At 69.7% G+C, this 13,406-nt stretch carries 12 protein-coding genes; 5 read left to right on the top strand and 7 right to left on the bottom strand.

Annotated features, from left to right (window positions below; translation table 11 throughout):
- Positions 1-4: 4 nt before the first annotated feature.
- The 6 genes from ABNF93_RS00955 to ABNF93_RS00980 are packed head-to-tail and all read right to left on the bottom strand — an operon-like array spanning position 5 to position 6,210.
- Positions 5-889 carry a fumarylacetoacetate hydrolase family protein gene (locus tag ABNF93_RS00955; protein ID WP_349325545.1) on the bottom strand — a complete coding sequence of 295 codons (885 nt, stop codon included), beginning with the start codon at positions 887-889 and terminating at the stop codon, positions 5-7.
- On the bottom strand, positions 886-1,809 hold the full coding sequence (locus tag ABNF93_RS00960) for an amidohydrolase family protein (protein ID WP_349325546.1): 924 nt from the start codon (positions 1,807-1,809) through the stop codon (positions 886-888). The genes ABNF93_RS00955 and ABNF93_RS00960 overlap by 4 nt, the downstream gene beginning before the upstream one ends.
- Positions 1,806-2,621, bottom strand: coding sequence for an amidohydrolase family protein (locus ABNF93_RS00965; protein ID WP_349325547.1), 816 nt, complete (start codon positions 2,619-2,621; stop codon positions 1,806-1,808). The genes ABNF93_RS00960 and ABNF93_RS00965 overlap by 4 nt, the downstream gene beginning before the upstream one ends.
- Positions 2,618-3,847 carry a DegT/DnrJ/EryC1/StrS family aminotransferase gene (locus ABNF93_RS00970; RefSeq protein WP_349325548.1) on the bottom strand — a complete coding sequence of 410 codons (1,230 nt, stop codon included), beginning with the start codon at positions 3,845-3,847 and terminating at the stop codon, positions 2,618-2,620. Before ABNF93_RS00970 ends, ABNF93_RS00965 begins: the two co-directional genes overlap by 4 nt.
- Positions 3,844-4,908 (bottom strand): Gfo/Idh/MocA family protein, encoded by a 1,065-nt coding sequence (locus tag ABNF93_RS00975; protein WP_349325549.1) that lies wholly within the window; start codon positions 4,906-4,908, stop codon positions 3,844-3,846. The genes ABNF93_RS00970 and ABNF93_RS00975 overlap by 4 nt, the downstream gene beginning before the upstream one ends.
- 6 nt (positions 4,909-4,914) lie before the next feature.
- Positions 4,915-6,210: an ABC transporter substrate-binding protein gene (locus ABNF93_RS00980; protein WP_349325550.1), complete on the bottom strand. Its 1,296-nt coding sequence runs from the start codon at positions 6,208-6,210 to the stop codon at positions 4,915-4,917.
- Positions 6,211-6,372: 162 nt separating this feature from the next.
- Between ABNF93_RS00980 and ABNF93_RS00985 the strand changes: the two genes are divergently transcribed.
- The 5 genes from ABNF93_RS00985 to ABNF93_RS01005 all read left to right on the top strand — a co-directional run bounded on the left by ABNF93_RS00985 (position 6,373) and on the right by ABNF93_RS01005 (position 12,377).
- The gene (locus ABNF93_RS00985) at positions 6,373-7,245 is read left to right on the top strand and encodes a carbohydrate ABC transporter permease (RefSeq protein WP_349325551.1); all 873 of its coding nucleotides are present in this window, start codon (positions 6,373-6,375) and stop codon (positions 7,243-7,245) included.
- Positions 7,242-8,066 (top strand): carbohydrate ABC transporter permease, encoded by an 825-nt coding sequence (locus tag ABNF93_RS00990; protein ID WP_349325552.1) that lies wholly within the window; start codon positions 7,242-7,244, stop codon positions 8,064-8,066. The genes ABNF93_RS00985 and ABNF93_RS00990 overlap by 4 nt, the downstream gene beginning before the upstream one ends.
- Positions 8,067-8,217: 151 nt before the next feature.
- Positions 8,218-10,710 carry a glycoside hydrolase domain-containing protein gene (locus tag ABNF93_RS00995; protein WP_349325553.1) on the top strand — a complete coding sequence of 831 codons (2,493 nt, stop codon included), beginning with the start codon at positions 8,218-8,220 and terminating at the stop codon, positions 10,708-10,710.
- 11 nt (positions 10,711-10,721) lie between these two features.
- The gene (locus ABNF93_RS01000; RefSeq protein WP_349325554.1) at positions 10,722-10,925 is read left to right on the top strand and encodes a twin-arginine translocation signal domain-containing protein; all 204 of its coding nucleotides are present in this window, start codon (positions 10,722-10,724) and stop codon (positions 10,923-10,925) included.
- 132 nt (positions 10,926-11,057) lie between these two features.
- Positions 11,058-12,377, top strand: a complete 1,320-nt coding sequence (locus tag ABNF93_RS01005; RefSeq protein ID WP_349325555.1) for a hypothetical protein — start codon at positions 11,058-11,060, stop codon at positions 12,375-12,377.
- Positions 12,378-12,440: 63 nt separating this feature from the next.
- Here ABNF93_RS01005 and ABNF93_RS01010 read toward each other — a convergent pair whose 3' ends face one another.
- Positions 12,441-13,268 carry a phytanoyl-CoA dioxygenase family protein gene (locus ABNF93_RS01010; RefSeq protein WP_349325556.1) on the bottom strand — a complete coding sequence of 276 codons (828 nt, stop codon included), beginning with the start codon at positions 13,266-13,268 and terminating at the stop codon, positions 12,441-12,443.
- Positions 13,269-13,406: the final 138 nt, after the last annotated feature.

Below are 13,406 nucleotides of genomic sequence, written 5' to 3' on the forward strand. Positions count from 1 at the left end.
GGATCTAGGTCTCGAACCGTATCCGGTTGCGGAGTGTCCCGAGGGGGCCGATGGTGACCTCCGCGGTCGCGCCGTCGCGCAGCGGGCCGATCCCGTCGGGCGTGCCGGTGGCGATGACGTCGCCGGGCTCGAGCGTCATCACCGCGGAGATGTAGCAGAGCAGGTCGGCCACGCCGAAGATCATCGCGCTGGTGCTGCCGTGCTGGCGGACCTCGCCGTCGACGCGGACGGACACCTCCAGCGACTGCGGATCCGGCACCTCGTCGGGGGTGAGCAGGAACGGTCCGGTCGGCCCGTAGCTGTCGAAGCTCTTGGTGAAGTCCCACGGGTGCTGCTGGGCGATGTCCGCCAGCTGCAGGTCTCGGGCGGTGAGGTCGTTCATGATCGTGTAGCCCGCCACCGCGCCGCGCCACGACTCGGCCGTGAGCCCGCGGCTGCGCCGGCCGACGACCACGGCGAGCTCGCCCTCGTGGTCGATCCGCCGCGAGACCGGCGGGACGACGACCTCCTGGCCGTGTCCGCACAGGCTGTTGGGGCCCTTGAGGAAGATCACCGGGCGTTCGGGCGGCGTGAACCCGCCTTCCTGCGCGTGGGCCTGGTAGTTGAGCGCCAGGCAGATCGCCTTGCCGGTACGCGTGAGGGGAACCGCGAGCGGGCCGTCGTCCACGTGCCGCAACTCACCTGCGGCGCGGAGCGCCTCGCGGAGGGCCGGTCGTTCGAGGGCCTCCCGGGCGCGGCCGGCGAGCTTGTCGCGGTCGGGCAGGTCGAGCAGCGCGAACGTGTCGGTCGGCGCGTCGGGAACCACGCGGTCCAGGCGTACCAGCCAGTCGTCGGGGAGCCCGAGGGCGAGGCGCGGGCCGTCGGCGGTCGGCAGCACGGCGAGTCTCATGGCGTACGCCTTTCTTGGTGGTCCGGCCGGGGTGCGAGGGGAGGCGCGAAGGCGGGGTCGTCGGGCCGGAAGCGGCGGACCAACCGGCTCGCCGAGTCGCCGAGCACCTTGGCCAGGTCGTCGTCGGCGAGGTCGGCGAACAGCGTTCGGCCGAGTGAGTACCGCAGGTCGATGAACGGGAAGTCCGAGCCGAACAGCACCCGGTCGGGTCCGACGATCTCGACCAGCCGGCGTACCCAGTAGCTGGTCATGAACGAACCGCAGAGCTCCAGCACGAGGCCGGGGTGCCGGGCGGCGAGCTCGGCGGCCTCCTCGAAGTGCGGCCGTCGGGCGCCGCTGTGGCCGAGGACGACGGTGGCGGCGGGGTGGCGTTCGGCGAGGGTGACGAAGTGCCTCAGGTCGTCGAACGCCGAGCCGGCCCAGCTGTGCACCAGCACCGGGAACCCGAGCTTTTCGGCGGCCCTCCACACCGGCTCGTACCGCGTGCCCGTCGCGGGGTACTCGTGCAGGTCGGGGTGCAGCTTGACGCCGACGAACCGCGGGTCGTCGATCCACCGCGCGAGCGTCGCCTCGGGGTCGTGGTGGGGGTTCACGACGACCAGGCCGCGGAACCGGCCCGCCGCCCGGTCGACCAGCTCGGCCGTCAGGGCGTTCCCGCGTACGACGTCCAGCTCCAGCGCCAGGTGGGTCGACACGAACGCGACGCTCACACCGCACCGGTCCATGACGCCGACCATGCCGGGGACGTCGTGGTCGGGGATGAAGAACCGGCTGTACGGACCGGCGTGGGCGTGGGCGTCCACCACCCGTACACCCTCCAGCGGCCGCCGCGAGAACAGCGCGGCCCGGCCCCGCTCGCCAAGCGGTCCGGCCGTCGTCGCTTGTTCGGCCGTCACCGAGCCGGTCACGGTGCTGGTCACGGGGACACCACTCCCTCCAGCAGCTGGCGGAGAGTCCCACCACCGACGGCCGCCACCGCCTCGTCGTCGAGGTCCGACCACAGCAGCCGGGTCACCGCGTCGGCGGGATCGCGGAGCGGGAACCCGGTGCCGAACAACACCCGGGTCGGACCGAACCGCGCGACCAGCCACTCCAGCAGCTGGTGCGTACCGAGGTACGACAGGTCGACATGGACGTTCGGCCGCCGGTCCAGTACGCCGACCATCGGGCGGGCGACGCGGTACCCCGTGCCGGTCACCACCACGGACAGGCCGGGGTGCCGTTCGGCGAGCGCGTCGACCGTCGTCCAGGGCGCCTGGTCCAGGTCGAGGAGCAGCAGGCTGGCCCGCTCCTCCAGGCCGGTGAGCAGCTTGGCCAGGTCGGGGCCGAGCAGGTCGTAGCCGTGGTCGGCGGGACAGGCCCGGAACGCCCGCACTCCCGCGGCGGCCGCGCCGGCGAGGTACTCGATCGCTGGCGGTACCTCGCCGCAGGTGTCGGGGAGCACCATCCAGCACGGCTGCAGCCGGGCCGTCGCTGCGGTTTCGGTGAGCACCAGCTCGTTGCCGCGCGCGACCTCGTGTCGCCACGCGTGGGTGTGGGTGACGAGCGCCGAGGCGATGCCGAACCGGTCCAGGTGGGTCAGCAACGCACCAGCGTCCTCCGCGCACGGTCCGGTGGCGATCCGGCCGGTCATGGCGTTGGCGTCGAAGAGCCACACCGCGGGTGGCGGACCGCCGGTGTGCGTGTCGGCGAGTGGATCCGTCGGTTCGTCGCGTCGTTGTGCGGACGTCACCCGGTCGCACCCCTGCGAACGAGCCGGACCGCCTCGAGCACGTCCGCCATCTCCCCGACGGGGGCGAGCAGAAGGTTCTGCGGCAGCCACACGGTCTCGGCACACGCCCGCTCGCAGACGGGCAGCCGCACGTCGGCGTACCGCGTGCTAGCCCGGGCGGCGTCCCAGCCCGTGGCCGCCCGGTCGAATGTCGCCTCGGTGAACAGCTCCTGCTGGTACAGCGGCAGCGGATAACCCGAGGAGGCGGGGATGCCGTGGTGCACGAGTGCGGCCACGAAGTCGTCCCGCGACAGGCCGCCGAACTCCGCCGCGTCGTAGCGGAAGAGGTACAGGTGATGGGCATGCACGCTCGCGCGGCGATCGCGTCCGAGGGGCCGGAGGCCGGGAACCTTCGCCAGCTCCTGGTCGAGGACCGCCGCGCACTCCTCCCGACGGGCGATCTGGTCGGGCAGCCGGTCAAGGCCGGCGAGCAGGATCGCCGCCTGCCACTCGGTGAGCCGGTGGTTGCCGCCGACCCGGTGGTGCGCGTACCACGCACCGGTGCGCCGGCGGCCGCAGTTGTGCAGCTCCCAGGCCTGCTCGGCGAGGTCGTCGTGGTTGGACGTGAGCGCGCCTCCCTCACCACAGGTGAGGTTCTTCGACGCCTGGAAGGACCACGAGCCGAACGCCCCGAACGCACCGACCGGGCGGTCGTTCCACTGTGCGCCGTGCGCGTGCGCGGCGTCCTCGATGAGCGCGAGCCCGTGCCGGTCGCAGAGGGCGGTCAGGGCGTCGAGGTCGACCGGGTGACCGCCGAGGTGGACGGCGATCACCGCCCTTGTGTGGTCGGTGACGGCCGCCTCGACCGCCGCCGGGTCGAGGTTGTAGGTCTCGGGATCGAGGTCGGCGAACACGGGGAGCGCGTTGACGCCGAGGACGGCGGTGGCGGTGGCGACGAACGTGTACGGCGGCACGATCACCTCGTCGCCGGAGCCGACACCGAGCGCCCGCAGTGCGATCTCCAGGCTCACGGTGCCGTTGCTGACGCCGAGCCCGTGCCGGCTGGCGGTGGCATCGGCCCAGCGGCGTTCGAACTCCCGCTTGAGCGGACCGTCGACCCCGGCCCAGATCCCTTCGTCCAAGGCCCTTTCGAGGCCCTTGCGCTCACCCTCGCCGGGTGGCGGCGGCCAGGTCGGCCAGGGGCGGGTGCGGACGGGCGTGGTCCGTGTCAGGACGGGTGAGCTCACGGCGCTGCCTCCTCGCGTGGTGCGGACGCCTGGTGGACAACGGGATCCACCCGCTGGAGCGTTCCCGTCGCGGCGGATCGGTGCAGAGCGTCCAGAACGGCGGTCGTGACGGCGGCGCTCCCCACACTGACCAGTGGTGGGGTACCCGAGCGCACGCAGTCGACGAAGTGCCACAGGCAGTCGCGGACCGCCCCCGCGGGGACGCCGTGCACGGACCGCTGCAGCATCGTCCGCGGATACTCGTACGTCTTCGTCGTCGCGAGCTCGAGCTGTTCACACTTGCGATCCAGGTGGATGACGCCCTCGGCCCCGACCACCTCGAGGAACGAGTCGGTCATGGTGGGGAAGGAGTCGGGATAGACCCAGCAGGACTCGAACGTCGCAACGGCGCCGCCCGCGTACCGCACCTGGGCCTGGATCGCATCTGGGGTGTCGATGCCGAGGTCGCGCAACTTCCCCTTGACGGCGGTGGCGAACACCTCGACGGGCTGGTCGTCGAAGAACCACGTGAGCAGGTCGATGTCGTGGCTGGACAGGAACCACGCCGGCGTGGTCTGCGCGGCCCAACTGAGCATCTGGGTGGGCACATAGATCCGGTCGTTCTTGCGGGCGTAGCCGACCACCGGGGCGCCGAGGTCGCCGGCCCGGATACGTTCGTACGTCTCGGCGTACGCCGGAACCCAACGGTGGTTGAACAACACGCTCGCGACGACGCCCGCCCGTTCCACCGACGCGGCGATCCTCGCCGCGTCGGCGCTGGAGGTGGCGAGCGGCTTCTCGATCAGGACCGCCTTGCCGGCTTCAGCGGCGGCGACCGCCACGTCGGTGTGCAGGTGGTCCGGTGTCGCCACCAGGACTGCGTCGACCTCGGGATCGGCCACCAGGTCGGCCCAGTCCGGGGCGACGCGCGCGCCGACCCGCCCGGCCACCTCGCCGGCCACCACGGCGTCGCGGCTGGTGATCGTCGTGACCGTCACGGCGGGGTGCGTCGCCAGGGTCTGCGCGTGTGCCGCACCCATGACTCCGGTGCCGACGACGCCGAACCGTACGTGCTCAACCACGGGCCATCACTTCTTCGACAGCAGGTCGGTCCAGTCCTGCTCGACGTCGGCCAGCGCGTCGGCGGCAGCCTGGTCTCCGGTCATGTACGCACGGATCCGCTCGAGGTAGGCCTCGTCCAGCTCGAGGTCGACCTTCGTGCCCAGGTCCTTCGTCTTCACCTTCGGAAGTTCCTCCACCACGGCCTTGCGGGCGGCATCGGCCGGACTCTTGACCTCGACGTCGGTGAAGAACGGGTCCTCCAGGGTGTCCTTCGTGGAGGGGAAGATCGTGACCAGCTTGCAGAACTCCAGCTGGGCCTCGGCGCTGGTGACGTACTCGATGAACTCGGCGGCCTGTTCCTTCACGTCACTCTTGGCGGGGATCGCGAAGGTCTGCATGCCGCCGATGATGAAGTCGCCGGTCGTCCCGGTCACCGCGTGGCCGACCGCCAGGTCGGTGTAGGTCTTGGCGGCGTTCTTCTCGATGTCGAGGAGCTGGAACGGCAACCCGTCGACGGACGCCGCGGCCATGCCGTTGGCCACCGTCTGCGGGAGGTTCCGGATGTTCTCGCTCACCGCGCCGGGGCAGATGGTGCCGTCCTTGTAGGCGGCGCGGAACTTCTCCAGCACCTGGGCGTTCTCCGGCGTGTTGAGCGCCGGCTTGGTGCGGTCGGCGCTGAGCGGCTCCGCGCCGTTGGACAGCAGGACGTCGAGGGTCGGCAGCGCGTTGAACGCACACGCGTCGGTCCTCTGGGCGACCTGCTGGCCGAGGTCGAGTGCCTCGTCCCAGGTCTCGGGCAGATCGTCGGTGCCGACGCCGGCCTCCTGCAAGAGGCTGGAGTTGTACCACGCCACCGGTGCACCGCCGTTGTACCACGGGATGGCGAGCAACTTGTCGTCGCGGCGTACGGACTCGACCAGGCCGTCGATGTAGGGCGCGAGCTCATCCTGGTCGAAGTACGGCGTGAGGTCGGAGAGGCTCTCGCCGAACTGGTCGACGCGCATGTCCTCGATGTTGACCGCGTCGGGTACGTCGTCGGTGGCCAGGGCGGCGAGGAGCTTGCTCTCGACGTCGGTGCCGGGGACGTCGACCCACTTGATGGTGATGTCGTCGTGGCTCTTCTCGAAGCCGTCGATGAGCCCCTCGACGTACTCGCCGTAGTTCTTCTTCAGGTTGATGGTCCAGAACTCGACGGTCACCGGCTCTCCGCTCTTCTGAGCGGTCTGCTGCGTCGTGTCGGTCCCGCTCGTCCCCGGGACGCAGCCGACGCAGACCATGCCGGCGACGAGGCTCGCCGCCAGCAGCTTGGCCACCCGTGCCATGGACGAACCTCCGCGCCAGGAGCCGTTGACGGGTCGTCCGGCCGGCTCGTATTGTCTGGGATCGTATTGCGAATTACGGACGGCCATAAATCGACCGCCTGTGAGCAGCATACGACGCGTCGAGGTGATGTCAAGGCACGGACACAGCCGGCGGAGGCCGCCATGAAGACACCGCACCGGTGGTGGGTCCCCTACCTTTTCCTGCTGCCAGGACTCACGTTCTTCGCCGTGTTCTTCGTCTGGCCCGCCCTGATCGCGGTCCAGGTCGCGTTCCTCCATTACGACGTCGTGAGCCCGCCGCGGTTCGTCGGACTGGCCAACTTCCAGGCACTCGCGGGCAGCGCGGAGTTCTGGCAGGCGTTCTGGAACTCCGTGAAGTTCCTCGCGCTCTTCCTGCCGCTCGTGATGGTGGTGCCGCTGCTGCTCGCTCTTGCCGTCAACACCAGGTTGCGCGGGATCAAGGTCTTCCGGCTCGTCTACTACCTCCCCGTGATCACCTCGATGGTGGCGATCGCGATCGCGTGGGCGTTCGTCTTCCACCCGCGCGGCATCCTCAACTGGGCGCTGCTCGAGGTCGGGCTGATCCACCAGCCGATCCAGTTCCTGCTCGACCCGGCATGGGCTCTGCCCGCGGTCGTCGTCGTCGAGGCGTGGCAGGGCGCGGGCTACTTCATGATGATCTACCTCGCGGGACTCCAGTCCATCCCGTACGAGCTGCACGAGGCGGCGCAGCTGGACGGCGCGGGCTGGTGGCGGCGCTTCGCCCACGTGACGGTCCCGCTGATCCGCCCGTACGCCGCGGTCTGTCTCGTGCTCGGCGGGATCATGGCCATGCAGTCGTTCGCGTCGATCTTCGTGATGACCCGCGGTGGACCGCAGGGGGCGTCCACCACGCTCGGCTTCTACATCTGGTCCGAGGCGTTCGAACACTTCAACTTCGGTTACGCCAGCGCGGTGGGACTCGTCCTCTGGGCGATCCTGGTCCTCTTCGCCCTCGGCAACTACCGCCTGACCCGAGGGGAGCCGGTCGGATGACGCCCGCGCGCCGCCGAACGATCCTGCACCTCGCCGTGCTGGTGCTCGTTGCCTGCGTCTTCGTGGTGCCGTTCCTCATCCTGGTCACCACCGCCCTGAAGTCGCCGGACCAGCCGGTCTACTCGTTCCCGCCCGAACTGCTGCCGCTCCCGCCGGTCTTCGACTTCTTCGTCGACGCGTGGACGGCGGTCCCCTACGGCCGCTATGTCCTCAACTCGGTCATCTACGTCGCCACCACGGTGCCGGCATACCTCGCCATCTCCGCCCTCACGGCGTACCCGCTGGCCCGCTACCGTTTCCGCGGCCGGCAGGTCATCTTCTACGCGATCCTCTCGACGCTGTTCCTGTCGCCGGAGGTGATGCTGATCCCGCGGTTCCTCATCGTCTCGTCGTTGGGGCTGGTCGACACGTTCGCCGGCGTGGTCCTGCCCGGCGTCCTGTCGGCGACCGGGATCTTCCTGCTGCGGCAGGCGTTCGCGGGCATCCCGCAGGAGCTTCCCGACAGCGCGCGGATCGACGGCGCCGGCGAGCTGCGGATCTTCTGGAACGTGATGTTGCCGCAGGTCCGGCCAACGCTCGCCGTGCTGGCCATCTTCGGGTTCGTCAGCGTCTGGAACAACTTCCTCTGGCCGCTGGTCGTCCTCAAGGACGCGGGGAAGTACCCCGTCGCGCTCGGGCTCGCCTATCTGGCCGGCACGTTCGGCGCCGATGCCCGCACCGCCGCGGCCGGTGCGGTGATCGCGATGGTCCCGGTCGTCGCGTTCTTCCTCGCGATGCAGAAGCACTTCGTCGAAGGGATGGCCGGCGCGGTCAAGGGTTGACCCCGGCAGCACCACACACAGCACCACCAGCCGTTCGTGGACGTCGGCCGAAACCCTTGACACCCCCACAACCGGAGCCTACTTTCGGTCCTGGTCATAAATGGGTTTTCGGTCAGCAGTAAAACTGGCCGGATATCAGGGAAGGACGTCCATGCGAGGTCGAGCCCAAAGCCGAGGCGCCCTGTCGTTGCTCGCCCTGGCCCTGACCGCCCTGGTCGCCACCCTGCTCGCACCGGGGCCGGCAGCCGCCGCCGAAGACCTCGTGCTGGCCGACTTCGAGTCCGCCGACGCCCTGGACGGTGCGACCTTGCCGGCACCGGACCTCGACAGCGCCAAGGTCACGGACACGTTCGCCAGCGAAGGAAACGCGTCGATGCAGCTCGACATGGGCGCGTTCGACTCCAAGGCCGGCCTGGTCTTTCCCCGCATCTGGCTGAACGTCGGGTCGACGCTGCCGGAGGTGGACTGGACCCAGCGGCGCTACCTCCATGTCGGCATGGCGAACGCCTCGGCCGAGCGGGCCCGCCTGTACGTCGTGGTGTGGGATGACGACGGCCACTACCTCCTTCGTTCGCAGTGGGCCCAGCCGTTCGAGCACCGCGTGTTCGAGGTCAGGACGGCCGACATCGCGGCCGCGGGTGTCGACCTGAGCCGCCTCGACAAGATCCAGCTCAGCACCGAGCGCTCCCCCAGCCCCAAGCGGCTCTACGCCGACGACATCCGGCTGACCGACAACCCGACCGACGTCCCCGCGGAGCAGGCCCGGGTCGCGTCCGCGCTGGTCGGCCTGATGGATCTGCGCGGAGCACTCACGAAGGCATCGGACGCGCTCGACGAGGTGCGGAAGCGGATCACGTCAGGGCCGTCCAGCCCTGACCAATCCCTGATCGAGCAGGCGGACGCACTGCAACAACAGCTGGACACGTACGCCGAGCAGATCGGGTCTGTCGGCGACTCGGTCGGGGAGGCGCGCGAGATCTGGTCCAGACTGACCGACATCCGCTGGCGGGTCAGGCGCCTGTCCACCCTGGTGGATGCCCGGAGGGCGCGGCCGACGGCACCGGTCGGGCTGGGGTTCGCGGACTCGATGTCGCGCGTCTATCCACGAGACCTCCCCTGCGACTGCGACTTCACGTCGCCGACCTTGGACATGGTCCGCGGCGAGCACGAGAGCATCCAACTCGTCGCGCTGCCGTACGCGACACCGCTGGCCGGTGCACGGGTCCAGGCCAGGATCGTCGACGACCGACCGGACGGACTCCGGGTCGACGCGCACCCGGTCGTCTCGCTGAACATGGCGCCCCCGGTCGACCAGCAGCCGGCCACGCCGACCGCGTTCCGGCCGAGCGTGTACGAAGGATGGACACCCGATCCCATCCAGACCGGCCGCGACAGCACGGACGTGGCCGCGGGCGACCTCCAGTCCTTCTGGGTGGCCGTCGAGGCCTCGCGTGACACCCGGCCCGGCGTGTATCCCGTCGAGCTCGAGCTGCGCGCCGACGGGATCGCGCCCCAGCGGGTGCGGATGAACGTGCAGGTCTGGGATGTCGGCATCGCCAGGGAGCCCGGCCTGCGTACGGCGATCGGGCACGATCCCAAGGCCTACGCCGAACCGTACGGTGTGACGGATCCTGCCGAGGTCGCCGCGCTGGTCGAGGAGGAGTACGCGTTCCTGGGCGAGTACCTCCTGCAGGGCGACAACATCTACCGCAGCATCTACGAAGCGAACCCGCCGTCGGTCGACAGTCTGCGCAGGATCGAGGAGAAGGGCGGCGGGCTCCGGCAGTTCAACATCTGGTACTTCGACCCGCGCCTGTTCGACCTCGGCGCACCCGAGACCTGGGCGCAGCAGGCCGACGCGTTGTTCGACCGGATCCAGCCCTACGTCGACCAGTACCGCGCCGCCGGACTCCTCGACAAGGCGTACCTCTACTGCTGCGACGAGACCCGTGCGGAGCACACCGAGGTGATCCGCTACGTCCTCACCCGGTTCAAGGAACGCTTCCCCGGCGTCCGGGTGCTCACGACCACCATCGACAACCAGATGGGTCGCGTGTCCGGGCTCGACGAGGTGATGGACTGGTGGGTCCGAGACGTCCCGTGGTACGACCCGGAGATCATCGCCGAGCGCCACGCCGACGGTCGTGAAGCCTGGTGGTATCTCCATGCGGGCAACACGAACCCGACACCCAATGTCTTCATCAACTACGACCCGGGACAGCTGCGGACGCTGCTCGGTCCGATGATCCACCAGGCCGGCCTGGACGGGTTCCTCTACTACCGGGTGGACCGGTGGTACGGCCACGGGATCGTCGACGACGGTCCGCTCAGCAGCTGGGATCCGCGGACGTGGAACAACCGGGCTGGCGACGGGGCGTTGCTCTACCCCGGGCCCGACGGTCCGATCCCCTCGATCCGGTTGGAGAACATCCGCGACGGGCTCGAGGACTACAACCTGCTGGACGCCCTGCGCAGCGCCATCGACGAGGCGCCGGCCGACACCGATCCGAAGCTCCTCGCCCGGGCAGAGCGTCTCCTCGCCGCCTCGGACGTCGTGACCGACAACTACGCCTACGAAGACGAGCCGGATGCCTACCGCCACTGGCGTTCCGAGGTGGCCAGGACGACAGCGCAGCTCAGCTGAGGGAGAGTGCCATGCCCCGAGAGAACAACGCCGACCACACCAGCGCCAGCCAGCATCGCCCCGGCCAAGGCCCAGGGTCGAGGTCCGGCTCCACGCGGCGGACGTTCCTGCAACGCTCCGGCGCGGTCACCCTGGCAGCAGGAGCCCTCGCCGGTGGCCTGGCCCGACCCGCGTACGCCGCAACGGACAGCGTCTACCTCGACCGGCAGACCTGAGACGCCTGGCACGAGGAGTTCTACCGCAGCGGTGTCGACGGCCAGCCCGACGAGGCGAACGACGACACCGCCCACGGGAAGTCCGGCGGGCTGGGCTGGGGCCAGTCGTACGTCCTGGCAGGTCTCCTGCGGATGTATGCGGCGTACGGCGACACCCGCTATCTCGACCGCCTGGTCGAGAACACCGACCTCGTGCTCTCGGTCCGTGACAGCGAGCGCGGCGTCACCGACTACAAGGGCGAGTCGCTGCCGGCCTGGCGGGCCAACCACCCTTACACCGTTGGCGTGGTGGAACTCCTGGACGCATCAGGGCGGCCGACGCTGGAGGTCCGCGTCGGTCGGGTCTACAGCAGCTCCACGTCGGTGACGGTGGTCGCCGGGAGCGAGCCGGGGACCTTCGACCTCACGGTGCTGCACAGCCAGAGCGGCAACCGCCGCACCTACGCCGGTCTCAGCATGGATCCGGCCAGCCCGAACTACGTGGTGCGCCGGCTCTACGACGCCTATCCGGCCACCGTGCTAGGCACCGCACGCGACCTGCGGGAGACACCGAGCGCGGCCGGGGATCCCGCACCGGGCACGTACCAGATGACCTCGCTGCCGACCATCTTCGCCGTACACACCGGGATGATCACCTTTCCGATCTCGGGGTTCGTCAGGCTGGTGCGGCACTCTCCGCGGCTACGTGAAATCCCGCGGTACCGGGAGAAGGCGGAGGAGTACCTCCACGCGGTCCGCGAGGCCGTCGCCGTCCACGACCCGGAGTGGCGAGAGACCGAAGCGGGCGAGGGGAACCTCATCTGGCGGAAGGGTTCGGCGCAGCAGTGGGACGGTTCGGAGCAGCCGATCAACCAGACGCTGGGTTGGGGTCAGACCGTTGCCGAACTCGCCGTCATCACCGGTGAAGAGGAGTACCGGCACCGGACCAGGGCGATGGCGAAGATGCTCCGCGGCCAGCTCGCCGTCGACGCCGGTGACGCGTACACGTGGCACTACTGGCCGACGTTCGGAAACATCTACAACGGCTACCCGAAGACCGGGTCGCCCGAGACCGACGTCTCGCTCTACAACCCGAACCTCGCCACCCCCGCACGGCAGATCGAGGACGTCTCCCACGCCGCGATCACCGTGGAGTTCGCGGCTGCTGCGTTCCGGGCGCACCTCGGGATGGACGGGCGTGACCTGGCCAGACTGGCGCGTACGTACACCCAGAACGTGGCGGGCGGTGCCTCGGCACACGTTCGTGTCGACGGAACCGGTGCGCTCAACCCCACCTACGCGCTCCAGACACCGCGGTGGATGCCGCTCGCGCCATGGGACGAGCAGGTCTTCCACCATTCCCTGGCCGTCTACGAGAACTACCAGCCGACCCCCGAGAGCCTCGGCGGCGTCTTCGGCTGGGTCCTCGGCAACGTCGCCTATCTCCACCAGTACGCACAACGCGGCCGCTGACGTCCTGCGGTCCTGACGTACCGTGCGCGTCGCTTCCGACGAACCTGGAGCCGACTCGCGCGGTCAGTCGTCGACGGGAGCGGCAGCGAACACGGTCTGGACGTGGGACGGCCACGCGCGCCAGGTCTTTGCGGGGACTCTGAGCGCGGGAGACCGCCATCCGAGCCAGCTCCGCTGGTAGACGATCGCCAGCATCGTGCGTGCGCCGTCGGACTGGTTCGGCGTGCCGCGATGCCAGAGGCGGAGGTCTCGCAGGGCGATCGCGCCCACTGGGATGTTGAACCTCGCCGACGCGAGGGCACGAGCCCGGTCGGTCAGCTCTGCGCCCGCGTCGTCCGGGTGGTCCACGATCAGGTGCGAGCCGGGCCAGACCTCGGTGCTCCCGTTCTCCTCGGTGAAGTCGCACAGGGGGATGTTGAGGACGACACCGGTCGTCGGAGTCGGTACGCCGAGCCCGCTGCCGAAGACGGGACCCGCATCACGGTGGACCTGCTGGTGGGTCGAGCCCGGGAACGCGGTGTTGGAGTTGTACAGGCAGCAGCGGTAGTCGGTCCCGAGGACGGCGGCGAGGACCTGCGCGACGACCGGATGAGCCACGACGTCGACGTCGGCGAAGGGCGGGACGAGCGGCATCTGCATCTGGATGTGGTTCTGGCCGTCTGTCGGCTGCACGCTGCGACTGCCGTTCGGTGCGGCCCGCTCTTGGGCGAGCAGGTCGTCGTAGCTGGCCCTGAGGGTGGCGATCCGGTCGGCGTCGTAGGCGTTCCTGATGATCACCATTCCGGAGTCGCGGAAGGTACGCAGAGTCGCGGAGAGACGGGCGTCGTCCAGGAGACCCTCGCCGTGGGCCTCCGCCCCGGGCGAGCTGACCTCCGGTGTAGTGACGTTCACAGCCCTCCTCCACATCGCCCGGCACCTCGTCCGGAGAAAAGTCCAGTGAAACCTAGGCTGCCCTTTCGGGCCTGGTCAACGTCACGATGCGCCTGGTCGGGCACGGCCAAAACCGGCCCACCCGGCTTCTGCGCTCGT

It is taken from the genome of Actinopolymorpha sp. B9G3 (assembly GCF_040120725.1).
Classification (GTDB): Bacteria; Actinomycetota; Actinomycetes; order Propionibacteriales; family Actinopolymorphaceae; genus Thermasporomyces.

What these genes read in the sequence shown, in the direction of transcription:
- ABNF93_RS00955 (WP_349325545.1), bottom strand. Translation starts at nt 889, where the DNA reads ATGAGACTCGCCGTGCTGCCGACCGCCGACGGCCCGCGCCTCGCCCTC.
- ABNF93_RS00980 (WP_349325550.1), bottom strand. Translation starts at nt 6,210, where the DNA reads ATGGCACGGGTGGCCAAGCTGCTGGCGGCGAGCCTCGTCGCCGGCATG.
- ABNF93_RS00985 (WP_349325551.1), top strand. Translation starts at nt 6,373, where the DNA reads ATGAAGACACCGCACCGGTGGTGGGTCCCCTACCTTTTCCTGCTGCCA.
- ABNF93_RS00990 (WP_349325552.1), top strand. Translation starts at nt 7,242, where the DNA reads ATGACGCCCGCGCGCCGCCGAACGATCCTGCACCTCGCCGTGCTGGTG.
- ABNF93_RS00995 (WP_349325553.1), top strand. Translation starts at nt 8,218, where the DNA reads ATGCGAGGTCGAGCCCAAAGCCGAGGCGCCCTGTCGTTGCTCGCCCTG.
- ABNF93_RS01000 (WP_349325554.1), top strand. Translation starts at nt 10,722, where the DNA reads ATGCCCCGAGAGAACAACGCCGACCACACCAGCGCCAGCCAGCATCGC.
- ABNF93_RS01005 (WP_349325555.1), top strand. Translation starts at nt 11,058, where the DNA reads ATGTATGCGGCGTACGGCGACACCCGCTATCTCGACCGCCTGGTCGAG.